General features: G+C 69.8%; 21 protein-coding genes. 18 read left to right on the forward strand and 3 right to left on the reverse strand.

Annotation, left to right across the window (positions count from 1 at the left end):
• Window positions 1-16 precede the first annotated feature (16 nt).
• The gene (locus DKM19_RS12890; protein ID WP_110695901.1) at window positions 17-1,060 is read right to left on the reverse strand and encodes an ABC transporter ATP-binding protein; all 1,044 of its coding nucleotides are present in this window, start codon (window positions 1,058-1,060) and stop codon (window positions 17-19) included.
• 227 nt (window positions 1,061-1,287) lie between these two features.
• Here DKM19_RS12890 and hisI point away from each other — a divergent pair, with 227 nt between their 5' ends.
• From hisI to DKM19_RS12955, 13 genes are all read left to right on the forward strand, one after another.
• On the forward strand, window positions 1,288-1,635 hold the full coding sequence (gene hisI / locus DKM19_RS12895; protein ID WP_110695902.1) for a phosphoribosyl-AMP cyclohydrolase: 348 nt from the start codon (window positions 1,288-1,290) through the stop codon (window positions 1,633-1,635).
• Window positions 1,632-2,225: a Trp biosynthesis-associated membrane protein gene (locus DKM19_RS12900; protein WP_162641457.1), complete on the forward strand. Its 594-nt coding sequence runs from the start codon at window positions 1,632-1,634 to the stop codon at window positions 2,223-2,225. Before hisI ends, DKM19_RS12900 begins: the two co-directional genes overlap by 4 nt.
• A 131-nt stretch (window positions 2,226-2,356) precedes the next feature.
• Window positions 2,357-2,758: a DUF4190 domain-containing protein gene (locus DKM19_RS12905; RefSeq protein ID WP_110695904.1), complete on the forward strand. Its 402-nt coding sequence runs from the start codon at window positions 2,357-2,359 to the stop codon at window positions 2,756-2,758.
• 95 nt (window positions 2,759-2,853) lie between these two features.
• Window positions 2,854-3,285: a DUF2752 domain-containing protein gene (locus DKM19_RS12910; RefSeq protein ID WP_110695905.1), complete on the forward strand. Its 432-nt coding sequence runs from the start codon at window positions 2,854-2,856 to the stop codon at window positions 3,283-3,285.
• Window positions 3,286-3,453: 168 nt separating this feature from the next.
• Window positions 3,454-4,263, forward strand: a complete 810-nt coding sequence (gene trpC, locus DKM19_RS12915) for an indole-3-glycerol phosphate synthase TrpC (RefSeq protein WP_110695906.1) — start codon at window positions 3,454-3,456, stop codon at window positions 4,261-4,263.
• Between the two features lie 3 nt (window positions 4,264-4,266).
• Complete coding sequence (gene trpB, locus DKM19_RS12920) at window positions 4,267-5,511, forward strand: tryptophan synthase subunit beta (protein WP_089206089.1); 1,245 nt, start codon at window positions 4,267-4,269, stop codon at window positions 5,509-5,511.
• 70 nt (window positions 5,512-5,581) lie between these two features.
• A complete protein-coding gene (trpA, locus tag DKM19_RS12925; RefSeq protein WP_110695907.1) occupies window positions 5,582-6,376 on the forward strand; it encodes a tryptophan synthase subunit alpha in 795 nt (264 codons plus the stop codon).
• 368 nt (window positions 6,377-6,744) lie between these two features.
• Complete coding sequence (locus DKM19_RS12930; RefSeq protein ID WP_239514220.1) at window positions 6,745-7,275, forward strand: MauE/DoxX family redox-associated membrane protein; 531 nt, start codon at window positions 6,745-6,747, stop codon at window positions 7,273-7,275.
• The gene (locus DKM19_RS12935; protein WP_110695909.1) at window positions 7,275-8,027 is read left to right on the forward strand and encodes a thioredoxin domain-containing protein; all 753 of its coding nucleotides are present in this window, start codon (window positions 7,275-7,277) and stop codon (window positions 8,025-8,027) included. The genes DKM19_RS12930 and DKM19_RS12935 overlap by 1 nt, the downstream gene beginning before the upstream one ends.
• A 27-nt stretch (window positions 8,028-8,054) precedes the next feature.
• On the forward strand, window positions 8,055-9,305 hold the full coding sequence (lgt, locus tag DKM19_RS12940) for a prolipoprotein diacylglyceryl transferase (RefSeq protein ID WP_239514221.1): 1,251 nt from the start codon (window positions 8,055-8,057) through the stop codon (window positions 9,303-9,305).
• Window positions 9,302-10,006, forward strand: a complete 705-nt coding sequence (locus tag DKM19_RS12945) for a VIT1/CCC1 transporter family protein (RefSeq protein ID WP_089206085.1) — start codon at window positions 9,302-9,304, stop codon at window positions 10,004-10,006. The genes lgt and DKM19_RS12945 overlap by 4 nt, the downstream gene beginning before the upstream one ends.
• A 3-nt stretch (window positions 10,007-10,009) precedes the next feature.
• Window positions 10,010-10,897, forward strand: a complete 888-nt coding sequence (locus tag DKM19_RS12950; protein WP_162641458.1) for a hypothetical protein — start codon at window positions 10,010-10,012, stop codon at window positions 10,895-10,897.
• 30 nt (window positions 10,898-10,927) lie between these two features.
• Window positions 10,928-11,545 (forward strand): hypothetical protein, encoded by a 618-nt coding sequence (locus tag DKM19_RS12955; protein ID WP_110695911.1) that lies wholly within the window; start codon window positions 10,928-10,930, stop codon window positions 11,543-11,545.
• 125 nt (window positions 11,546-11,670) lie between these two features.
• Here DKM19_RS12955 and DKM19_RS12960 read toward each other — a convergent pair whose 3' ends face one another.
• Window positions 11,671-13,368, reverse strand: a complete 1,698-nt coding sequence (locus tag DKM19_RS12960) for a bis-aminopropyl spermidine synthase family protein (RefSeq protein WP_239514222.1) — start codon at window positions 13,366-13,368, stop codon at window positions 11,671-11,673.
• Window positions 13,369-13,570: 202 nt separating this feature from the next.
• On the opposite strand from DKM19_RS12960, the gene gltB reads away from it, so the two are divergent.
• From gltB to pyk, 5 genes are all read left to right on the forward strand, one after another.
• A complete protein-coding gene (gene gltB, locus DKM19_RS12970) occupies window positions 13,571-18,076 on the forward strand; it encodes a glutamate synthase large subunit (protein ID WP_204358773.1) in 4,506 nt (1,501 codons plus the stop codon).
• Between the two features lie 187 nt (window positions 18,077-18,263).
• Window positions 18,264-19,742, forward strand: coding sequence for a glutamate synthase subunit beta (locus DKM19_RS12975; RefSeq protein ID WP_110695912.1), 1,479 nt, complete (start codon window positions 18,264-18,266; stop codon window positions 19,740-19,742).
• Between the two features lie 164 nt (window positions 19,743-19,906).
• Window positions 19,907-21,574 carry a S8 family serine peptidase gene (locus DKM19_RS12980; RefSeq protein ID WP_110695913.1) on the forward strand — a complete coding sequence of 556 codons (1,668 nt, stop codon included), beginning with the start codon at window positions 19,907-19,909 and terminating at the stop codon, window positions 21,572-21,574.
• Between the two features lie 534 nt (window positions 21,575-22,108).
• Window positions 22,109-22,513: a DUF2784 domain-containing protein gene (locus DKM19_RS12985; RefSeq protein ID WP_110695914.1), complete on the forward strand. Its 405-nt coding sequence runs from the start codon at window positions 22,109-22,111 to the stop codon at window positions 22,511-22,513.
• A 78-nt stretch (window positions 22,514-22,591) separates the two neighbouring features.
• Window positions 22,592-24,022 carry a pyruvate kinase gene (gene pyk / locus DKM19_RS12990; protein ID WP_110705681.1) on the forward strand — a complete coding sequence of 477 codons (1,431 nt, stop codon included), beginning with the start codon at window positions 22,592-22,594 and terminating at the stop codon, window positions 24,020-24,022.
• Window positions 24,023-24,122: 100 nt separating this feature from the next.
• Here pyk and DKM19_RS52505 read toward each other — a convergent pair whose 3' ends face one another.
• The gene (locus DKM19_RS52505) at window positions 24,123-24,251 is read right to left on the reverse strand and encodes a hypothetical protein (protein ID WP_255415558.1); all 129 of its coding nucleotides are present in this window, start codon (window positions 24,249-24,251) and stop codon (window positions 24,123-24,125) included.
• Window positions 24,252-24,480: the final 229 nt, after the last annotated feature.

Here is a 24,480-nt window from a genome sequence, read left to right on the forward strand (position 1 = left end):
GTGATGACTGCCTTTCCTACGAGACGCCTTCTTGCGAGACGATCGCGAACTCGTGCCGGCGGTGCCAGACGAGGCGGACCCTGGTGTCCCGCAGACTCATCACGTCCATGGACGAGACCTGCAGGTTCTGCTGGAGGGCGATGAGCCGCCCGCCCACGTCGAGCTCGACCACGAACCGGGTGGCGGGCCCGGCGTAGACGACCTCCGAGACGGTGCCCGTCGCGCTGTGCTCGGCGGCGTCGACCGCGTCGTCGAGCCCGGCGACGCGCAGCTTCTCCGGCCGCACGCTGAAGGTGCCCTCCCTGCCGAGCACGGCCCGCGCGGCCTCGCCGGAGATCAGGTTGGAGGTGCCGACGAATCCCGCGACGAAGGGGCTGACGGGTTTTTCGTAGATGTCGGCCGGGGTGCCCACCTGCTCGATCCGGCCCCGGTCGAACACCGCCACCCGGTCGCTCATGGTCAGCGCCTCCTCCTGGTCGTGGGTGACGAACAGGAAGGTGATGCCCACCTCGCGCTGGATCGACTTGAGCTCCACCTGCATCTCCTCGCGGAGCTTGAGATCCAGCGCGCCGAGCGGCTCGTCGAGCAGCAGCACCCGGGGGCGGTTGACCAGGGCGCGGGCCAGGGCCACCCGCTGGCGCTGGCCGCCGGAGAGCTGGTTCGGCCTGCGCCGCTCCAGGCCCTCCAGCCGGACCGACTCCAGCGCGGCCAAGGCGCGGACGCGGCGCTCGGCCTTGGGGACCCGCTTCACGCGGAGGCCGTACTCGACGTTGTCCACCACGTTCATGTGCGGGAACAGCGCGTAGTCCTGGAAGACGGTGTTGACGTCCCGCTCGAAGGGGGCGAGCCGGGTGACGTCCACCCCGCCGAGCTCGACCCTGCCGGAGGTGGGGGTCTCGAAGCCCGCGATCAGCCGCAGAACGGTGGTCTTGCCCGAACCCGACGGCCCGAGCATGGCGAAGAACTCGCCGTCGGCGATGTCGAGGTCGACACCGGCGACCGCGGCCACGGCGCCGAAGCTCTTGCTGAGGCCGCTCAGTCTCACAGCTGGGTCTGACATGGCGAAAACCTATGAGGCCAAATCTCTTACCGCAAGGCTCGTTGCGATATCACCGTCGCGGGCCGCCGGGGGCGAGGCATCCGTGCCGGCTCCCGCGACCAGGCGGGCCGAGCGGGCGGACGGGGATGGCCGCCCAGCGTGCGGTAGCCGTGATCGTCGATAGGTTCGGGGTCTCGTCCGGCCATGCCGGACGCCGTACCTCTCCCTGGTTGCGGCACAATTGCGGCATGTCCCTTGACCCAGCCATCGCGGCACGACTGAAGCGCACCGGCGACGGGCTGGTGCCCGCCGTCGTCCAGCAGTACGACACCGGCGAGGTGCTCATGCTCGCCTGGATGGACGACGAGGCGCTGCATCGCACGCTCACCTCCGGCAGGGCCACCTACTGGTCGCGCAGCCGCGGGGCCTACTGGGTGAAGGGCGACACCTCCGGCCACGTCCAGCACGTCAAGTCCGCCGCCCTCGACTGCGACGGCGACACGATCCTGCTCAAGGTCGACCAGGTGGGCGCCGCCTGCCACACCGGCGACCGGACCTGCTTCGACGCCGACGAGCTGACGGTGACCTCGGAGTGACGGCCAGGCGAGCGCTGTGGACCTGGGTGATCGTGTGCGTGGCGGGCGCCGCGCTCGTGCTGCTCACCGCCGGGCGCGAGTGGTTCACCGTGACGTACGGCGTGCGCAAGGTGGCGGTCTCCGCCGCGGAGCTCGCTCCCGCGCTCGGCCCGGCGGCCTGGGCGGGGCTCGCCGGGGTGGTCGCCGTGCTCGCGACCAGGGGCGTGTGGCGCAGGATCATCGGTGGCGTGATGGCGCTCTGCGGGGCCGGGGTGATCGCCGCGGCCTGGTGGGGGAGCGGCGCGAGCGCGGCGCTGCGGATCTCGGCGAGTCAGGCGCCGATGGCCGGGGGCGGCGCTCCGCAGGTCGCCTCCGTCATCGCCTGGCCGCTGATCGCCACGGTCGGGGGTCTGCTCCTGCTGGGCGGGGGAGTGACGGCGGTTCTCAGAGGTGATCGCTGGCCCGGCATGTCCGACCGCTACGACCGCCCCGGCTCGAATCCCGAAGGCGCGGGCCGTACCCTCGCCGAGAGCGCTCCCAGCGAGCGGGCGCTGTGGGACGCCATCGATCTCGGCGCCGACCCCACGGCCGGACCGGAGAACAGGGAGTAGAGCCGGCGGCGGTTCCTGATTTCCTGGTTTCCTTTACGGCCACAACTTGCTCACAAGGCGGGCGGAGCTCCTCGTCCACGGCGTGTTTTAGCTAGGATTTCGCCCGCAACTTGCATATAGGGGAGCTATTCATGAGCTATGGGAATCAGCCGGGTGGTTACGGACCACCTCAGGGTGGCGGTTACGACTCCTCCGGCGGTTACGGCTCCGGTGGGTACGGCACGCCGCCCGGCGGCCACGATCCCTACGGCGGCTACGGCTATGGCGCGCCGCCGCCCCGAGGCAACAACGGCATGGCCATCGCCGCGCTGGTCATGGGCATCGCCGGACTGTTCGCGTGTGGTATCACCTCGATCGTGGGCGCCGTGCTCGGCCACATCTCGCTGAGCCAGATCAAGCGGACCGGCGAGGAGGGACGGGGCATGGCCATCGCCGGTCTGGTCCTGTCCTACTTCGGCATCGCCTGCTGGGTGCTGGTGCTGGGAGGGCTCCTCTTTCTGGGCATCATCGGCTCGACCAGCATGCCGGGCTAACCGGGGAGCCACGGGGACGACGGGGACAGGGCTTCGCTTCCCCTGGGTATCGTGGCCGGTGGCGGGTCGCCGCCGGTGGGGAGTTCGGGCGAATCATGGTGACGGGGAAGATCGCGAGATCACGTCGGGCGCGGGCGCGGGCCCTGCTGGCGCCGCTCGGCGTCGCGGCGGCGGTCGGCGCCGCGACGGTGTTCGTGAGCGCGGTGGACCCGAACGAGCCCGGTCACTACCCCACCTGCCCGTTCCTCATGCTCACCGGGCTCTACTGCCCGGGCTGCGGTGGGCTCCGGACCGTCTACGCGCTCGCCCACGGCGACCTCGTCACCGCTCTGGGGCTCAATCCGTTCGTTGTGGTCCTGGTGCCGGTGCTGGTCGCGCTCTGGGGGCGCTGGGCGCTGCGATCCTGGCGCGGAGAGCCATTTAACGGTAAATCCATACATACTGCCTATATTTGGATATTTCTCGCTTTAATGATCGCCTTTTGGGTGGTGCGAAATGTTCCCTTTGGGGAATTCCTGGCTCCCTAGTCACCTATAGGCGTTACCCGGTGGCAAGGCGACCTCGGCCGGGCCGATACCATCGGCGAGACAGGGCAATCGATCGGGAGGGACCTTACTCGTGAGCGAGCGGAGCGAGCGAACCATGGGCACGGCAACGTTCGCGGACCTGACCTCCGAGCTTCGCGAGGAGGACAGATGAGCGTGCTGGAGGAGATCCTCGAAGGGGTCCGCGCCGATCTGGCCGAGCGGCAGAAGAGCGTATCGCTGGCCGAGCTCAAGGAGCGGGCCGGGCGGGCTCCCGCACCCCGCGACGCCTACGCGGCGCTGGGCGGCGACCCCGTGGCGGTCATCGCCGAGGTCAAGCGTTCGAGCCCGTCCAAGGGGGCACTGGCCGCGATCGCCGACCCCGCGGCACTCGCCGCCGACTACGAGTCGGGCGGCGCCCACGTCATCAGCGTGCTGACCGAGAGGCGCCGCTTCGGCGGCAGCCTCGAGGATCTGGCCGCCGTCCGCGCCGTCGTCGACATCCCGGTGCTGCGCAAGGACTTCATCGTCACCTCCTACCAGCTCTGGGAGGCCCGCGCCTACGGCGCCGACCTGGCGCTGCTGATCGTGGCCGCGCTGGACCAGAACGCGCTGGTCTCGCTCATCGAGCGGGCCGAGTCGATCGGGCTGACCCCGCTGGTCGAGGTGCACACCGAAGAGGAGCTCGACCGGGCGATCGACGCCGGAGCCAAGATCATCGGCATCAACGCGCGAGACCTCAAGACCCTTGAGGTGGACCGCGAGGTGTTCGCCAAGCTGGCGCCCAAGATCCCCGAAGGCATCATCAAGGTCGCCGAGTCGGGCGTGCGCGGCCCCCATGACCTCCTCGCCTACGCCAGGGCCGGCGCCGACGCCGTCCTGGTCGGCGAGAGCCTGGTCACCGGCAAGGATCCGCGGGCCGCCGTGGTCGACCTGGTCACCGCCGGTGCCCACCCCGCATCCCGACCCGAGGGGCAGTAAGCAGTGACAGCGCAAGAAGGAACCGTTCTCACCACCGCCGACCTCGCCGGGAACGGCGCCCACGGCAACGACCCGGACATCCACGGCAAGTTCGGCGTCTTCGGCGGACGCTACGTGCCCGAGGCGCTCATCCCGGCGCTGGACGAGGTGGCGGCCGAATACGACAAGGCCAAGAACGACGTCGCGTTCATCCGTGAGTTCGACCACCTGCTGCGCACCTACGCCGGGCGGCCGACCACGCTGACCGAGGTGTCCCGCTTCGCCGAGCAGGCGGGCGGCGCCCGGATCATCCTCAAGCGCGAGGACCTGACGCACACCGGCGCCCACAAGATCAACAACGTGCTCGGCCAGGCCCTGCTGACCAAGCGGCTGGGCAAGACCCGGGTGATCGCCGAGACCGGCGCAGGCCAGCACGGCGTCGCCACCGCGACCGCCGCCGCCCTGATGGGCCTGGAGTGCGTGATCTACATGGGGGCCGTCGACTGCGAGCGCCAGGCGCTCAACGTCGCCCGCATGAAGCTGCTCGGAGCCACCGTCATCCCGGTCACCAACGGCAGCCAGACCCTCAAGGACGCGATCAACGAGGCCTTCCGCGACTGGGTGGCCAACGTCGATCACACCCACTACCTCTTCGGCACCATCGCCGGGCCGCACCCCTTCCCGGAGATCGTCCGCGACTTCGCCCGCGTCATCGGCGTCGAGGCCCGCCGCCAGATCCTGGAGCTCACCGGCAGGCTGCCGGACGCGATCGCCGCGGCGGTCGGCGGCGGGTCCAACGCGATCGGCATCTTCCACGCCTTCCTCGACGACGAGGGCGTCCAGCTGCACGGCTACGAAGCCGGCGGCCGCGGGCTGGAGAGCGGTGAGCACGCCCTCACGCTCACCCAGGGCTCCGTCGGAGTGCTGCACGGCTCCCGCACCTACGTCCTGCAGGACGACGAAGGCCAGACGATCGAGTCCCACTCGATCTCCGCCGGTCTCGACTACCCCGGTGTCGGCCCCGAGCACGCCTGGCTCAAGGACACCGGCCGCGCCTCCTACCACGGCATCACCGACGCCGAGGCGATGGACGCCTTCTCGCTGCTCTCCCGTACCGAGGGCATCATCCCCGCGATCGAGTCCTCGCACGCGCTGGCGGGAGCCCTCAAGCTCGGGCGCGAGATGGGCCCGGAGGCGACCATTCTGGTCAACCTCTCGGGCCGTGGCGACAAGGACATGGGCACCGCCATGAAGTACTTCAACCTCTGACGACCGACTTGCTTCCCCTCCGGCCGCGCCCGGAGGGGACGGAGGCCACGAACCGCAACGGAACTCAACGATGACGACTCTTCAGACGGTGTTCGCCAAGGCGAAGGCGGACGATCGCGCCGCCCTCATCGGATACCTTCCCGCTGGATTTCCCACGCAGGACGGTGCGATCGCCGTCGCCACCGCCATGGTGGAGGCGGGCTGCGATGTGATCGAGATCGGCCTGCCCTACTCCGACCCGCTCATGGACGGCCCGACGATCCAGGACGCCGTGCACAGGGCGCTGACCAACGGCACCCGTATCGCCGACGTGCTGCGCACGGTCGAGGGCGTGGCCAAGACGGGCGCCGCCACGCTGGTCATGACGTACTGGAACCCCATCGACCGCTACGGCGCCGAGCGTTTCGCCCGCGACCTGGCGAACGCGGGCGGGACGGGCACGATCACCCCCGACCTGACCCCCGAGGAGTCCGAGCCCTGGCGTACGGCCAGCGCCGCGGTCGGAATCGACACGGTCTTCCTGGTCGCGCCGAGCTCTCCCGAGACGCGCATCAAGGCCGTCATCGACAGCTGCACCGGTTTTGTCTACGCGGCCTCGCTGATGGGCGTCACCGGCGCCCGCGAGTCGGTCGGCTCGGCGGCGCAGGGCCTGGTCGAGCGGACCCGTGTCCACACCGACCTGCCGATCTGCGTCGGGCTGGGCGTCGGCACCGGCCGGCAGGCCGCGGAGGTGGCGGGCTACGCCGACGGCGTCATCGTCGGCTCGGCGTTCATCCGCCGCATCCTGGACGCCCCCGACGAGGCCTCCGGCCTGGCCGCGGTCCGCGAGCTGGGCGCCGAGCTGGCGGCGGGCGTCCGAGGCTGATCGTTTCATCTGGAATCCCGTCTGGAATGCGGCCGTCCGGCAGGGCGGCCGCATTTTCGTCTCCGTTCCGGGCCGGCCGTTTCCCGCTACCCTGAGACCCGCGTCGATCGCGGTGGGTAGCCGCTTCGGTGGTGTCATGCCGCCCTCCCGGCGTGTCCGAGGGCTCAGATTGCTATCGTGGTACTCCGTCCATCGTCACTCTCCCTTCTGCTTTAGGCCGACCGGTTTATCCGACGCTTATCCAGCTCATGATGGGGTTTCCTTCAGATACAGCGGGCACCCGCAGGGGACGGCCGTGCCGGGCGCCCGGATAGGAGACGAAGGTGCTTGTGACTTCCGATAAGCCCGCGCCTCTTAGGTCGCGTGCGGTGGGTTCAACGCTACTCTGGGTAACGACCGTCTCGCGTCTGCTGCTGGCGGGCGTGCTGATCGTCGCTGGTTGGGGCAAGATCGGCACTCCTGTGCTCTCGGTGCAGGCGGTCAAGGCATACGAACTGCTTCCATACTCTCTCGCCACGGTGGTCGGCTACGGCCTGCCCATCCTGGAGATCGTCCTAGGGGTGTTGCTGATTGTCGGGCTGCTCACCCGTGTCGCGGGCGCCATCTCGGCGCTGCTCATGCTGGCGTTCGTCATCGGCATCGCCTCGGCGTGGGCCCGCGGGCTGCGGATCGACTGCGGCTGCTTCGGCGGCGGAGGTCCGCTCAAGGCGGGAGTGGAGCCCAACTATCTCTTCGACATCGTGCGGGACTTCGGCTTCTTCGTGCTCGGCGTGCTCATCGCCTGGTTCGCACCAGGACGGTTCGCGCTGGACTCCGCGCTGGGGCTGGTCCCCGGGCAGGAGCCATACGACGGCATCGAGGGTGACGAGGAGGAGCCCCATGAAAAGGAGAATCGCTGATGGGCAAGGCCGCGCGGGATCAGTCGGCGCGTGACCGCGTCAAGGCGCAGCGCGAGGAGCAGCGGCAGAAGGAGCGGATGAGGCGCATGGTGACCATTGTGGCCGCGGTCGTGGTCGCACTGGCCGCGGTCGGGGCAGGCTGGTGGGTCGCGGCCAAGGGCAGCGAGTCCGAGCAGGCCACCACGGCGATCGCGCCGATCACCGTTGCCGCGGACGGTTCCGTCGTGATGGCCAAGACGGGCGTGGAGAAGCCCGTCCTGGACGTCTACGAGGACTTCCAGTGCCCCGCGTGCAAGGCTCTGGAGGAGACCAGCGGAGCCACGATCAAGAATCTGGCGGCCGAGGGCAAGGCCAAGGTGGTCTACCACCCGATCACGATCTTCACCACGCCCGTCACCCGTGGCAACTCCGTCCGTGCGGGAGCCGCCTCCCGCTGCATTCCCGGCGGCACTCCGTGGATCACGTATCACGACAGGTTGTTCAAGGAGCAGCCTTCGGAGACCGCGGAAGGGTTCAAGATCAGTGATCTGGTCGCCTGGGGCAAGGAAGCGGGAGTCACCGCTCCGAACTTCGAAAAATGCGTGACCGGTCAGGAAAAGGCACCCGAACACACCGCGTACAGCACCAAGATCCTGGAGACCCAGAAGCTCACGGGCACGCCGACGCTGAAACTCGACGGCAAGGAGCTGAGTCAAGACGTGGCCTTCAAGCCGGCCTCGCTGCGTCAGGCTATTCTTGATGCCGCAAAGTAGTCTGCGAACACGGTAACGTCACCTGACATGCCCCTCGCCTCGATTCCCAGCCCCTCCCAGGGGGTCTGGCATCTCTTCGGTGTGGTCCCGCTTCGGGCCTACGCACTGTGCATCGTGCTCGGCGTCATCGTCGCGGTCGTCATCGGTGAACGCCGTTGGCGTGCCCGCGGCGGTGAGCCCGGCACGATCGTGGACCTCGCCGTCTGGGCCGTGCCGTTCGGCCTGGTCGGTGGTCGCCTGTACCACGTCATCACCGACTGGCAGCTCTACTTCGGACCCAACGCGCCCAATGAGCCGATCGAGGCGCTGTACGTCTGGAACGGTGGCCTGGGCATCTGGGGCGCCGTCGCACTCGGCGCCCTCGGAGTGTGGTTCGGCTGCCGCAACCGGGGACTCTCCCTGGGCGCGGTGGCCGACACCATCGCCCCCGGCATCGTGATCGCCCAGGCCATCGGCCGATGGGGCAACTACTTCAACCAGGAGCTGTTCGGCAGCCCCACCGACCTGCCGTGGGGCCTGGAGATCGACCCCGACAGGCCGGGCACGGTGCCGGGCGTGGACACCTACCACCCCACGTTCCTGTACGAGTCGATCTGGGACCTGGCCCTGGGCCTTGCCCTGATCTGGGTCGGACGCAGGTTCGCCCTGCGCCACGGCCGGGTGTTCGCGCTCTACGTCGCGGGCTACACCGTGGGCCGGTTCTGGATCGAGGGCCTGCGCGTCGACACCGCCCACCACATCCTGGGCCTGCGGCTCAACCAGTGGACCTCGATCATCGTGTTCATCGGCGCGATGATCTACTTCTGGTACGCCAGGAACAAGACCAACGACGAGCAGGTCGGCATGACGCCGGAGCTCGCCCTGGGCTCGCCGGGCGCAGAGGGCTCCATCGACCCGGCGCACCCGTCCGACCAGGCCGACGACGCCGACGACGCCGACGACGCCGACGACACTGCCGGCGAGGCCGCCAGGGACGGCGAGGGGCCTTCGAGGGACGGGGAGCCGGAGGCGATCGCGGGCACGCTGGGCGAAGGCGCCGAGGAATCCGCTGATCCGGCGCATCCGGCCGACCAGGCCGACACGTCCGGCCCCGCGGGCGAGGAGCCTCAGGACCTGCCCCAGAGCGTCGTCGTGACCGAACCGGCCCGGGAGCCCGGCGCGGACGACGAGCGTCACAAGGTGGCGGCTGAGAAGGTCGTCGTGCCCGGGAAGGACGGCGCTCTCCACGAAGACGTCACGGTCGACGCCGTGTCCGAGGGAGAGAAAGAGCGGCGATGAGCCCGGGGGGCCGCGCCGAGATCCATCATGAGCATCGTGATGTCAACGGCGGCTGGCTGCGTCCGTCGGTGTTCGGCGCGATGGACGGGCTCGTCTCGAACTTCGCCCTGATCGCGGGGGTCGCCGGCGGCACGGCCAGCACCAGGGTCATCGTGCTGGCCGGGGTGGCCGGCCTCGCGGCCGGCGCGTTCTCCATGGCCGGCGGCGAGTACGTCTCGGTGGCCAGCCAGCGAGAGCTCGCCCTGGCCGAGATCGACGTCGAACGCAACGAGATCGAGCGTCATCCCGAAGCCGAGCAGGAAGAACTGGCCAAGTTCTACGAGGGCCGCGGCGTCGACCCCGTCGTGGCGGCCGAGGTGGCCAGGCAGATCTCGATGGATCCGGTGAAGGCTCTGGAGGCGCATGCCAGCGCAGAGCTCGGCGTCACCCTCGAAGATCTGCCCTCGCCGAGGATCGCCGCGCTCTCCTCGTTCCTGTTCTTCAGCGTGGGCGCGCTCCTGCCGCTCCTGCCGTACCTCCTGGGGGTCACCAGCCTGGTGACCTCGGCGGTGCTCTCCTGCCTGGCCCTGTTCGGCGCGGGTGCGCTGGTCTCCCGGGTGACCGCGCGCAGCTGGTGGTACAGCGGGCTCCGCCAGCTTCTCGTCGGTGTGGTCGCGGCCGGCCTGACCTTCACCCTGGGCAACCTCCTGGGAGGGAGCTGACCGATGAGCACACCCCCGCGCAGGCGCCGCCGCAGTCCGGTCAGGGCGACCCAGGCAGTGAAGGAACCGAAGGAGCCGAAGCCGGCGAAAGAGCCGAGGCGGGCGAAAAAGCCGAAGGAACCCTGGAACGTCCCCCGCCTTGAGGAATGGGGCCTGAGCCGGCTCCAGCAGCGGCTGGTGGTGGTCGTCGGGTCGGTGGTCGGCGTGGTGGTCGCCGTGGTCGGCTTCATCCTCGCGGTCAACGCGATCGGCGGCACCTACGTGCCCGAGCGGGCCGCCTCCTCGGCCATCGGCAGCCAGCCCCGGCCCGACACCTACAAGGGCTGGGTCTCGCCCAAGCTGTTCGCGCCGATCGCGCAGAGCGAGGCCGACCCCAAACCCCTGACGCTGAAGGACGTCTTCGCCGAGAAGACCCTCAAGGGGGACAAAATCACGCTGCAGCTGGCGGGCACCCACCTGGACGCCGACTGCGCGGCGGCCGTCTGGGGCCAGGAGCTGGTGGACCTGCTCGCCCAGGGAGGGTGCACCCAGGCCGCCCGGGGCATCTACACCAGTTCCGACGGCCGCTACGTCGCCCAGTACACCCTGCTCAACCTGCGCGACACCGCCTCCGCCGACGCGCTCGTCCAGACGTTGACCACCCTGCACCGGGGCGGCTGGGTCCAGATCCTGGAGACGGACAAGGCGGTCTTCCCCGTCGGCGGTCACACCGAGGGCAGCGGCCACGCCATGGGCCACTACGCGGGCCTGGTCTGGTACGGCCGCGCGGACGGCGCCGATCCGGGCCCCAGAGACGACTTCCTCTCCCTGGGCCTGACGGTCCGGGGCGCGGAGAAGGCGGTGTTCCGCCGGGTCGTCGCGGCCGATCCCAGCGCGACTCCGGCGCCCTAGCCCCCGCCGGTCCCAGTAGGGTCGTCTGTCATGCGTAAGTGGATCGTCGGCGTCGTGCTGGTCGTGGTCGCCGGGGCGGCGGTGTTCCTGTGGACGCGGGGCGGCGAGGCCGCCCCGCGTGCGGCCGTCTTCCGCGGTGAGCCGACCTCGGCTCACTACGACCCCATCGCCACCCGCGCTCTCGACCCCGAGCCGCTGACCGTCGCCGAGATCTTCCCCGGCGGGTCGGTGACCTCGGGCGCGGCCACGCTCACGGTCAAGGGGACCGAGACGCTGACCGACTGCGCCCAGGCGGTGTGGGGCAGCGCCGAGGGCGCGGTCGCCGGGTGCACACAGGCGCTGCGGGCCCGCTACGAGACCCCGGACGGCCAGATCTCCGGGCAGTTCATCATTTTCAACCTGGCCGACTCCGCCGCCGCCGACAAGCTCGTGGCCGCCCTCGGGAACGGCGGTTTCGTACGGCTCGCACCCGGCACTCCCGCCGGTTTCGACGGCGCCCGAAGCTGGGCACAGGCCCGTGCCCTGGGGCACTACGTCACCCTGAGCTGGGTCGGCCCGGCGGCGCCGGAAGACCAGGTGGACCTGACCTACGCGCAGGTGGCGGTGGACGGCCTCAGCCTGGTCATCCAGCAGCGGCTGCTGCTCTGAGGGAGCGCGCCGCCGGGGCGGGGATCTCCTCCGCTCGGTGACGTGCCGCCCGGGGGCCGGCCGCTCCGCGATGTCCCGCCCTCGGCCGCCTCGCCGCGTTTCGCCCGAGGGGTCGGGCCGTCCCGCTACGTCTCGCTCGGCACGGTCAGCGAGCTCGCCACCGCGGCGGGGAGCTCCTGGAGGCGGTGGGCGGGCAGTTCGAGGACGGTGACGTCGTCGGCCCAGGGGGCGACGGCGGTGATGACCGCCCTGGCCTGCTTCTTGGTCAGATCGCCCCGGGCTCTGATGAGGGCCTCGCGCCAGGTGTTGGCGAGCTTGCCGTGGGCGTTGTCCAGGATGCGGCGCAGGATCCGCCCCATGTCCGTGGTGGGAGGCGGCAGCCGTACGACGTGAACGGCGCTCCCGTCGGCGGTGAGCTCGTAGACGGGAGAGAGCAGGTCGGCGGGCAGGTCCTTCGGCGGCCCGGCCAGCGTGATCCGGATGTCCTGGGCGCGGGTGGCCAGCAGGAGCCGGGGGAGCGCGGCCTCCAGGGCGGCGGGGACGGCTATCGCGACCCGGGCGGGGTCGGTGGCGTGGGGCTTGGCGAGCCAGGTGGTCAGGCGCGCCCGGGGCACCTTGGGAAACACGTCCCCCGGCCACTCGCCGACCAGTACCTCGGGGGTGAACTCGCCGAGGGAGGCGGCCGGCGCGGGCTCGGCGGGGCCGGTGGACTCCACGGACTGCGGGCCCTGGGTGTAGATGGCGGTGCCGTAGCCGTCGACGCGGGCGGCCACGGCGGGCCAGGTCTTGGTGGTGGGACGCAGGACGTACAGGTCGGCGGCCGAGCCGATGGCCTCCGCGCCGAGATAGCGGTTGAAGTCAGGATAGATCGCCTCGTTGACGAGGTTGAGCTGGGACAGGGCGTGCTGCACCTTGAGGGCGAGAGCCGGGGTGCGCTCGCTCGCGCCGTAGGCCAGCAGGATCCTGCCCTGCTCGCGGTCGCGGAGCCCCTCCACGCCGCGGGCGACGAACAGCCCGACGCCCTCGGGGGTGTAGGGCGGGTCGGTGATCACCAGGTCGGCCCAGGCCTGGGCCGAGGCGGGCAGGCCCAGGCGCAGGTCCGCCCAGCGGGTCCGTACGTTGAGGCCGAGCCGGTCGGCCTGGTCGGCGATGTAGGCGAGGATGCGCTCGTCGAGGTCCACGACGGTCACCTCGACCCCGGGATGCAGCATCGCGGTCGCCAGCGAGGTCAGGTCGTGGTCGCCCACGCACAACAGCCGGGCGCCGTCCAGCCAGAACCGGGCGTCCAGCAGCAGCGCCCGCCTGACCACGGTGTCGGCCGTCGCGGCCACGTGATCCAGCGTGTGGCGGCCGCGGGGCGCCTTGGTGATCAGCTCGTCCATTCGCGCGACCAGGCCGGTGTGATCCGGCAGCAGGTGCGCCACCGGGTCGGCCGGTACGGCCTTGCTCACGGTGAAGCCGGTGAAGCCGGTGAGACCCGCGCGGACGGCCGGACCCGTGGAGCCGGTCAGGCTCGCCGGGCCCGTGAGACCCGTCGGGTCCACGGGACTCGCCGGGCCCGTGGAACCCGTCCGATCCGGGGGATCCGCGAGGCCCGCCGGAGGTTTGGGGAGCCGGAACCGGTCGCCGGACCGCTCCAGCTCGACCTCGCGCAGCAGGGACTCGATGGTCCGCCGTGACGTCGCGGTCTCCCGGACCAGCTCCGCGAGCGTCCACCAGCGCCCGTCGTTCAGCGCCGCCAGCGCGTTCCGCAGTCGCCTGCCGTCCACTCCCGCACGCGCGACGAGCGCCATCAGCGGGTCCATCGGGCCACTCGGTTCCATTGGCCCACCTTAAAGCCCGGACCTGGAATGCCTCGCCACGCTGCGGCGTTCAACGAATCGGGGCGAACCAGCACTAAATACGTGCGATTCGGACCGGGTAGGCAGGTTTCCGGCAGGGTACGGTAATGTCTACCCACCACGCAGCAGGGCCAACGTCGTCCCTTTGCTTGTTCCAAAGAAGCAAGACGACGGGAGGGATTCAATGCCTGCTGCCCACCTCGGCTTTCCCGAGCCTCAGGGCCTGTACCACCCCTCGCACGAGCACGACGCCTGCGGTGTCGCCATGGTTGCGGATGTGGCCGGCCGCCGTAGTCACGACATCGTCGCGAAGGCCTTGACCGCGCTGTGCAATCTCGATCATCGGGGGGCCCAGGGTAGCGAACCAGACACCGGTGACGGAGCCGGGATCCTGACGCAGATCCCCGATGCCTTCCTCCGCGCGGTGGTAGATCTTTCCCTGCCTCCGGCCGGTGCCTACGCCGTCGGCATGGCCTTCCTGCCCAGCGACTCCGAAGCCCGCGAGATCGGCGTGCGGATGATCGAGGAGATCGCCGCGGAGGAGGGCCTCACGGTCCTCGGCTGGCGCGACGTCCCGGTCGACGCGGAGCTTCCCGGGCCCAGCGCCCGCGCGGTGATGCCGTTCTTCCGCCAGCTGTTCGTGGCCTCCCCGAACGGCGAGACCGGCCTCGACCTCGACCGGCTGGCCTTCTGCCTGCGCAAGCGCGCCGAGCACGAGGTGGACGTCTACTTCCCCTCGCTGAGCTCCCGGACGATCGTCTACAAGGGCATGCTCACCCCGCTGCAGGTCGAGGCGTTCTTCCCCGACCTGAGCGACGAGCGCTACGAGACCGCGATCTCACTGGTCCACTCGCGCTTCTCCACCAACACCTTCCCCTCCTGGCCGCTGGCGCACCCGTACCGCTACATCGCCCACAACGGCGAGATCAACACCGTCAAGGGCAACCGCAACTGGATGCGCGCCCGCGAGGCGATGCTGGAGACCGCCAACCTTCCGGGTGACCTGTCGCGGCTCTTCCCGATCTGCGACCCGAGCGGCTCCGACACCGCCTCCTTCGACGAGACGCTGGAGCTCCTCCACCTCGCGGGGCGCAAGCTGCCGCACGCCGTGCTGATGATGATCCCCGAGGCGTGGGAGGGTCACACCGAGATGGACCCCGCGCGGCGGGCGTTCTACGAGTTCCACTCCACGCTCCTCGAGGCCTGGGACGGCCCGGCCTCGATCACCTTCTCCGACGGCACCCTGGTCGGCGCGGTCCTCGACCGCAACGGGCTGCGCCCCGGCCGGTTCTGGGTCACCGCGGACGGACTGGTCGTGCTGGCCTCCGAGGCGGGCGTGCTCGACATCGCGCCGGAGAACGTGGTCAGAAAGGGCCGCCTGCAGCCCGGCAAGATGTTCCTGATCGACACCGAACTCGGCAAGATCATCGAGGACGACGAGATCAAGGCCGAGCTGGCCGCCGAACTGCCCTACGCCGACTGGCTGCACGCCGGGCTGGTCCGCTTCGAGGAGCTGCCGGCCCGCGCGCACGAGGTCCCGACCCACGAGGCGCTGATCAAGCGGCAGCAGACCTTCGGCTACACCGAGGAAGAGCTGCGCATCATCCTGTCGCCGATGGCCAAGGCGGGCATCGAGCCGATCGGCTCGATGGGCACCGACAGCCCCGTCGCGGTGCTCAGCGAGAAGCCCCGCCTGCTGTTCGACTACTTCAGCCAGCTGTTCGCGCAGGTCACCAACCCGCCGCTGGACGCGATCCGCGAGGAGCTCGTCACCTCCCTGGCCAGCACGCTCGGCCCCGAGGGGAACCTGCTCGACCCGGGCCCGGTCTCCTGCCGCCAGCTCGTGCTGCCCTACCCGGTGATCGACAACGACGAGCTCGCGAAGATCATCCACATCAACGACGAGGGCGCGCTGCCGGGCTTCCACCCGCACGTGATCTCCGGCCTGTACGAGGTCAGAGGCGGCGGCGAGGCACTGCTCCACCGCATCGAGGAGATCTGCACCGAGGCCTCCGAGGCGATCAGGGGCGGGGCACGGGTCCTCGTGCTCTCCGACCGGGGCTCCTCCGACGTCCTGGCGCCGATCCCGTCGCTGATGCTCACCGGCGCCGTCCACCACCACCTGATCGCCGAGAAGACCCGCACCAGGGTCGGCCTGGTCATCGAGACCGGCGAGGCCCGCGAGGCGCACCACATGGCGCTCCTCATCGGGTACGGCGCGGCCGCGATCAACCCCTACCTCGCCATCGAGACCGTCGAGGACATGATCGACTCCGGGACCCTGGAGATCGACAAGCACAAGGCCGTGCGCAACCTCATCAAGGCGTACGGCAAGGGCGTGCTGAAGGTCATGTCCAAGATGGGCGTGTCCACGGTCGCCTCCTACACCGGCGCGCAGATCTTCGAGGCGCTCGGCCTCGGCCAGGACGTCATCGACACCTGCTTCGCCGGGACGACCTCCCGCCTGGGCGGCATCGGCTTCGACATCCTCGCCCAGGAGGTCGCGCTCCGCCACCAGCGGGCCTACCCGCGCGCCGAGAACGCGCACCGCCGCCTGGACGTCGGCGGCGAGTACCAGTGGCGCCGCGAGGGCGAACCGCACCTGTTCAACCCCGAGACCGTCTTCAAGCTGCAGCACGCGACCCGCTCGCGCCGCTACGAGGTCTTCAAGGAGTACACCGGCCTGGTGGACTCCCAGGCCGAGCGGCTGATGACCCTGCGCGGCCTGTTCAAGTTCAGGGAAGGCGTCCGCGAACCGGTCCCGATCGACGAGGTCGAGCCGGTCAGCGAGATCGTCAAGCGGTTCTCCACCGGCGCGATGTCCTACGGCTCCATCTCGATGGAGGCGCACGAGACCCTCGCCATCGCGATGAACCAGCTGGGCGGCAAGTCCAACACCGGCGAGGGCGGCGAGGACTCCGAGCGGCTGAACGACCCCGCCCGGCGCTCGGCCGTCAAGCAGGTGGCCTCCGGCCGCTTCGGCGTGACCTCGGAGTATCTCGTCAACGCCGACGACCTGCAGATCAAGATGGCCCAGGGCGCCAAGCCCGGTGAGGGCGGCCAGCTGCCCGGCCACAAGGTCTACCCGTGGATCGCCAAGACCAGGCACTCCACCCCCGGCGTCGGCCTCATCTCGCCGCCGCCGCACCACGACATCTACTCCATCGAGGACCTCGCCCAGCTCATCCACGACCTCAAGAACGCCAACCCCGCCGCCCGGGTGCACGTCAAGCTCGTGGCGGAGGTCGGCGTCGGCACGGTCGCGGCGGGCGTGTCCAAGGCCCACGCCGACGTCGTGCTCATCTCCGGCCACGACGGCGGCACCGGCGCGTCCCCGCTGACCTCGCTCAAGCACGCCGGCGCCCCCTGGGAGCTCGGCCTGGCCGAGACCCAGCAGACGCTGCTGCTCAACGGCCTGCGCGACCGGATCACCGTACAGGTGGACGGCCAGCTCAAGACCGGCAGAGACGTGATCGTCGCCGCGCTGCTCGGCGCGGAGGAGTACGGCTTCGCCACCGCCCCGCTGGTCGTCTCCGGCTGCGTGATGATGCGCGTGTGCCACCTGGACACCTGCCCGGTCGGCGTCGCCACCCAGAACCCCGAGCTGCGCAAGCGGTTCACCGGCAAGCCCGAATTCGTGATCAACTTCTTCGAGTTCATCGCCGAGGAGATCCGCGAGCACCTCGCCGCGCTGGGCTTCCGCAGCCTCGACGAGGCCGTCGGCCACGCCGAGATGCTGGACACCACCTCGGCCGAGCAGTACTGGAAGGCCGGCGGCCTGGACCTCGCGCCGATCCTGCACCAGCCGGAACTGCCCGCGAGCGCCGCGCTCCGCCGCACCCAGGGCCAGGACCACGGGCTGGCCAAGGCCCTGGACCACACCCTGATCCAGCTCGCCGAAGGCGCGCTCAAGGACGGCAGGCGGGTCACGCTCGACCTGCCCATCCGCAACGTCAACCGCACGGTCGGCACCATGCTCGGCCACGAGGTGACCAAGCGGTACGGCGGCTCGGGCCTGCCCGACAACACCGTCGACATCCGCTTCACCGGCTCGGCCGGCAACTCCTTCGGCGCCTTCCTGCCCAAGGGCATCACGCTGCGGCTGACCGGCGACGCCAACGACTACCTCGGCAAGGGCCTGTCAGGCGGCCGGATCACGGTCCAGCCCCACGACGAGGCCCCGCTGGAAGGTCACATCATCGCCGGAAACGTCGGCCTGTACGGCGCGACCTCCGGTGAGGCGTTCGTCAGGGGCGTCATGGGGGAGCGGTTCTGCGTCCGCAACTCAGGCGCCACCGCGGTCGTCGAGGGCGTCGGCGACCACGGCTGCGAATACATGACGGGCGGCAAGGTCGTCGTCCTCGGCCCGACCGGCCGTAACTTCGCGGCGGGCATGTCCGGCGGCATCGCCTACCTGCTCGACCTCAACCTCGCCCGGATCAACCGCGAGATGGTGGAGATCGAGACGCTGACCGAGGCCGACTCCGAAGCACTGCGGGAGATCGTCGAGGCACACATGACCGAGACCGGCTCCACGGTGGCCAAGACGCTCCTCACCGACTGGGACCCGTCCCGCTTCAGCAAGATCATGCCGAAGGACTACAAGCGGGTCCTGAAGGCCGCCGAATCCGCCCGGCTCGAAGGCCGCGACATCGACGAGGCCGTCATGGCCGCGGCGGTCCAGGGATGACGCCGATGCCGACACGGATCGGCGCCCACGGCAGGCCGCGCTCACCGGGCCGCCACCCGGAAACGACGCCCGCCGGCGGCGCCCGCCGACCACGCTCATCGGACCGTCCGGCGACGACGCCGGCATCGATCCAGGCCGTCACCGGCCGCGCCCACCAGACCGTTCAGGATTAAGGGAGGTACGACCGATGGCTGACCCTAAGGGTTTCCTCACTCACGAACGCGAGCTGCCGGCCCGCCGCCCCGTGGATGTCCGCATCCGCGACTGGCGGGAGGTCTACCAGGACTTCCCCAAGCCCGAACTGACCAAGCAGGCCGCGCGCTGCATGGACTGCGGCATCCCGTTCTGTCACAACGGCTGCCCGCTCGGGAACCTCATCCCCGAATGGAATGACCTCGTCTACCGCGACGACTGGCAGGAGTCCATCGAGCGCCTGCACGCCACCAACAACTTCCCAGAGTTCACCGGCCGCCTGTGCCCGGCTCCGTGCGAGGCGGCGTGCGTGCTCGGCATCAACTCCGACCCCGTCGCGATCAAGCGGGTCGAGGTCGAGATCATCGACCGCGCCTTCGCCGAGGGCTGGGTCACCCCCCGGCCCCCGACCTCGAAGACCGGCAAGAAGGTCGCGGTCGTCGGCTCGGGCCCCGCGGGCCTGGCCGCCGCCCAGCAGCTCACCAGAGCCGGACACGACGTGGTGGTGTTCGAACGCGCCGACCGGATCGGCGGCCTGCTCCGCTACGGCATCCCCGAGTTCAAGATGGAGAAGCGGCACATCGACCGGAGACTCGCGCAGATGCGGGCCGAGGGCACCGAGTTCCGCACCGGCGTCAACGTCGGCGTCGACATCACCGCGGCCCGGCTCCGCGAGGAGTACGACGCGATCGTCCTGGCGGGCGGCGCCACCCAGTGGCGCGACCTGTCCGTCACCGGACGCGACCTGGGGGGCATCTACCAGGCGATGGAATACCTGCCCCCGTCCAACAAGGTCCAGGAGGGCGACTACCCCGTCTCCCCGATCAGCGCCGAGGGCAAGCACGTCATCGTGATCGGCGGCGGCGACACCGGAGCCGACTGCATCGGCACCGCGGTCCGCCAGGGCGCCGCGTCGATCACCCAGCTGGAGATCATGCCCCGGCCCCCGGAGACGCGTCCCGGCAGCCAGCCGTGGCCCACGTTCCCCATGCTGTTCAAGATGGAGAGCGCCCACGAGGAACTGGCCGAGGGCGGCGGCGACCGGGTCTACGGGGTCTCCACCACCGAGTTCGTCGGCGACGCCGACGGCAACGTCCGGGCACTGCGCCTGGTCGAGGTCGAAGGCCCGGGAGCGGGATTCAAGCCGATCCCCGGAACCGAACGGGAGATCCCGGCCGAACTGGTCGCCCTGTCGATGGGCTTCGTCGGCCCGGAGAAGAACGGCCTGCTGCAGGAGCTCGCCCAGACCGCCGGAGACGAGTTCTTCGACGCCCGGGGCAACGTCGCCCGCGACAAGGGCTACATGTCCTCCGTGGACGGTGTGTTCGTCGCCGGAGACATCGGCCGCGGCCAGTCGCTGATCGTGTGGGCGATCGCCGAGGGCCGCTCCGCCGCCTCGGCCGCCGACCGTTACCTCACCGGCCAGACGGCCCTCCCGGTCGCGATCCCGCCGACCGCCCGGCCACTGGTCTGACGAACATCGCCGGTGTTGCCGGTACGGCATGTACGCCGTACCGGCAACACCGGCATTGCTTTTCCTGCCGTACGGTGATGGGGATACTAACGGCGGACAGATTGCTTGACCGATTACATGCCTGAAGGGTGACTTCTTTTGATCAGGCCCGGTACGGAGGATCGATGAATCGCGGGACCAGACGCCTGACGGGTGCGGCGACGATGGTCGCCCTGGCGGCAACCCTCACAGCCGGCACCCTCACAGGCGGAGCCAACGGGGCCACAGCCGCCACCGGGCAGACCCGCGACTACCTCGTCTTCTACGCCGACGGCGCCAAGGACAAGGCGCTCGCCGCGATCAGGAAGGACGGCGGCACCACGCTGTCCACCGAGGGCAAACTGGGATACGTCGTGGCCAGGGGGCCCGGCACCCGCTTCATCGAGAGCCTGGCGGGCAGCGACGCCGTCGCGGGTGTCTCCTCCAACCGCGAGATCGGCTTCGCCGCGTCGGACGCCGCGACCGCCCCGACCAGGGGAAGCGTGTCGGACATCCCGGCGGTCAAACTGTCCGGCGGCGCTGAACCACTGGCCGGACAGCAGTGGGACATGAAAATGATCGGCGCCACCGCCGCCGGCTCCTACGCCACCGCGCCCGGCAGCAAGAAGGTGCTGGTCGGCATCATCGACACCGGCGTGGACGGCAAACACCCCGACATCGCCCCCAACTTCAACCTCGCGCTGAGCCGCAACTTCGTGACCGACCGCCCCAACGACTCCAACGGCAAAACCCTCGACGGCCCCTGCGAGTTTCCCGGCTGCAAGGACCCCGCCGACTGGGACGACGACGGCCACGGCACCCACGTGGCCAGCACGATCGGCTCGCCGGTCAACGGCCTGGGCATCGCCGGCGTCGCCCCCGGAGTGTCCCTCGTGAACCTGCGCGCCGGCCAGGACTCCGGCCTGTTCTTCCTCAAGCCCAGCCTCGACGCGCTCACCTACGCCGCCGACGCCGGCATCGACGTGGTCAACATGAGCTACTACGTCGACCCGTGGCTGTTCAACTGCGCGTCCAACCCCGCCGATTCCAAGGCCGAGCAACTCGAGCAGCGCGGCGTCATCACCGGCATGCAGCGCGCCATCGACTACGCCCGCAAGCGGGGCGTCACCCTGATCAGCGCCCTCGGCAACGGCTCCACCGACCTCGGCAAGCCCAAGTCCGACGCGACCAGCCCCGACTACCCCGCCGACAGCGAGCGCGTCCGCAAGGTCGACAACTCCTGCATCAACGTCCCCGCCGAGTCCAAGGGCGTCATCTCGGTGTCGGCGGTCGGCCCGACCACGCGCAAGGCCTACTACTCCGACTACGGCAACGAGCAGGCCGACCTGGCGGCGCCGGGCGGAGACGAGTACGACGGCGGCAAGAAGGCCGACGTCACCAGGACCGTCCTGGCCGCGGCCCCCGAGCACGTGCTCCGCAGCCAGGGGATGCTCTCCGCGAGCGGTGAGCCGCTGAGCCCCTCGATCGTCCGCGACTGCCTGAACGGCGCCTGCGCCTACTACCAGTACCTCGCCGGCACCTCCATGGCCTCCCCGCACGCCACCGGCGTCGCCGCCATCCTGATCAGCCGCTTCGGCAAGCCCGGCAAGGGCGGCGTCACCATGCCCCCCGAAGACGTCCAGCGCCTGCTCTACGCCACCGCCACGAAGAAGTCCTGCCCCTCACCGCGCAAGTACGTCTACCGCATGGAGGGCCAGGAGATCACCCAGGTCTGCGAAGGCTCCAAGACCGACAACGGCTTCTACGGCCACGGCATCGTCGACGCCGGCGAGGCGGCCAAGGTTGCGCCCTAGAGCCCCGCAGGAGGCGCCGTCGAGCCTGTCCCGCCGGATGCCCGTCGGCTGAGCACCCCGTCCCGAGCGGGAAACTCGCCTGCCGGGCGCTCCGGACCGAATGGGAAGCCCGTCGGCTTGAGGATTCAGGACTGAGCGGGAAGTTCGTCGGCTGAGCACCCCGTCCCGAGCGGGAAGCCCGTTGGCCGAGGGTTCTGGACTGAGTGGGAAGCCCGTTGGCTTGAGGGTTCCGGACTGAGTGGGAAGTTCGTTGGCTGCGTGCTCCGGATCGAGCGGAAGCCCGTCGGCCGAGCCCATCGGGCCGAGTCCGGCAGCCCAGAGATCGACAGCAGGACGACCGTGTCACGGGGGACTTTCGCGGGTCACGCCCGAGTTCGGACATACCAAAATTATCGTTACCCGGCCCCTCTGATCCGGCCCCGCGAAACTCGCCGAACGAGATAACCTGCGAGACCCGCCACAGCGGGCCGATCCCGCAAAATACCACCCCGAAAGCGGAGGACAGGGACCCCGGCCGGGATCTACGGTCGAGTTATGGCCTATCGCCTCATCGGGGAAGCCGCGATGGTGGTGCACTTCCTCATCCTGGTCTTCATGGCCGCCGGCGGGTTCCTCGCCTGGCGGTGGCCGCGCCTGATCTGGGCCCACCTGGCCGTCGCGGCATGGGGCCTCGTGTCCGTCGTGACCGGCGTCGAGTGCCCGCTGACCGTCGTGGAAGACTGGGGCAGGCGCAACGCGGGGGAGCGAGGGCTGACCCCCGGCGGGTTCATCGACCACTACATCGAAGGGGTCGTCTACCCGCAGGAATACACCAACGTGGCGCGCCTCGGAGTGCTGATCCTCGTGCTCGCCTCCTGGCTCGGATACCTATGGAGACGCCGCCGGAACCCCCGCCGGAACACCGCGGCCGACTGTCCACCTCCCGTTCACCAGCGGTAGCGTTATGTAACCCAGTTTTTCGTTGGCGGAATGACTAACGTCACAACCCAGTGGTCTGTACCAATTAGGGTGGGATCCGTGACTCGTCGCGCGAAAATCGTCTGCACTCTCGGCCCCGCCACCTCCTCTCCCGAACGCCTCCGCGAACTCATCGTCGCGGGCATGGACGTGGCCCGTTTCAACCTCAGCCATGGCAGCCATGAGCTGCACAAGGAGGTTTATGACAGGGTGAGGGAGGCTGCCGCCGAGCTCGGTCGTGGCGTAGGCGTGCTGGCCGACCTCCAAGGTCCCAAGATCCGAGTCGGCAGGTTCGAAGAGGGCCCCGTCCGCCTCGGCTTCGGTGACGTCTTCGTCATCACCACCGAAGACGTCCCGGGCAACCGCGACCAGGTGTCCACGACCTACCTCGGACTTCCCAAGGACGTCAACCCCGGCGACAACATCCTCGTCGACGACGGCCGCGTCCACCTGGAGGTGACCGCGGTCGACGGCCAGCGCGTCACCACCCGCGTGCTCATCGGCGGCATGATCTCCGACAACAAGGGCATCAACCTGCCCGGCGTCAACGTCAGCGCCCCGGTCCTCACCGACAAGGACGAGACCGACCTGCGCTGGGCCCTGCGCACCGGCTGCGACATGATCGCGCTCTCCTTCGTCCGCCGTCCCTCCGACGCCGACGTGGTGCGCAACATCATGGAGCAGGAGGGCATCCGCCTCCCCTTGATCGCCAAGATCGAGAAGCCACAGGCCGTCGAGCGGCTCCCGGCGATCGTCGAGGCCTTCGACGGCATCATGGTCGCCCGCGGTGACCTCGGCGTCGAGCTGCCCCTCGAAGAGGTGCCCATCGTGCAGAGGCGCGCCATCGAGCTGTGCCGCGAGAAGGCCCGCCCGGTCATCGTCGCCACCCAGATGCTCGAATCAATGATCACCGCTCCGCGCCCCACCCGCGCGGAGGCCTCCGACGTCGCCTACGCCGTCATGGACGGCGCCGACGCGGTCATGCTCTCCGGTGAGACCTCGGTCGGCAACTACCCCGTCGGGGCCGTCGAGACGATGAGCCGCATCGCCACGACCGCGGAGAAGACCTCGCTGCAGGCCACCCACAGCCTGGACCGGCTGCCGGAGACCACCGGCGGCGCCATCGCCCGTGCCGCCGCCGAGGTCGGTGCCATCGTCGGCGCCAAGGCACTGGTGGCGTTCACCATGTCCGGTGAGACCGCCCGCCGCCTGGCCCGCTACCGCTCGCCGATCCCGCTCCTGGCCTTCACCTCCGCCCCTGAGATCCGCAACCAGCTCGCGCTGATCTGGGGCGTGGAGACCTTCGAGGTGCCCTTCGTCCACCACACCGACGACATGGTCCGCCAGGTCGAGGCCTCGCTGCTGGCCAACTCCCGCTTCGAAAAGGGCGACAAGGTCGTCATCGTCGCAGGCTCCCCTCCCGGAACGGCCGGCTCCACCAACGCGCTGCGCGTCCACACCATCGGCTCGGCGGTCTCGAACCCCGCCTGACCCGCCCAGCCCCACCTGATCCGCTCGTCGTCCGACCCGCTCGTCTGGATACGGCCACCGCCCTGGCGGTGGCCGACCGGGCGGCCCCCGGCCCCGGCGTTCAGCCCGCGTCCCGGCGTCCCCACTCGCGCCCCAGGACCCGGCGTCCCGCCCGCACCCCGGCACCGGCCGTCCCGGCGTCGCACTCGCACCCCGGCATCCTGGCCGTCCCGGCGTGGTGCAGATCCACACAGCAACATCGCCCGGGGCTGTTCCACGCTCAGGAGCACCGCTTCGGGCATTCGGCTCAGCCCGCAACAAGGGCTTTACCTTGCGGACTTTCGATAATCAATAAGCCGGAAAATTTCCATTGGTAAGCATTAAGTAAATCCGGTAATTAAAACTTAAACCTATGTGTGCGCGTTTTTTAATATGTGGAACAATTTTCGGACGCGCGCTCCGTTCGAAGCCTGCGAAGG

This window comes from Streptosporangium sp. 'caverna' (assembly GCF_003203775.1).
Classification (GTDB): Bacteria; Actinomycetota; Actinomycetes; order Streptosporangiales; family Streptosporangiaceae; genus Streptosporangium; species Streptosporangium subroseum.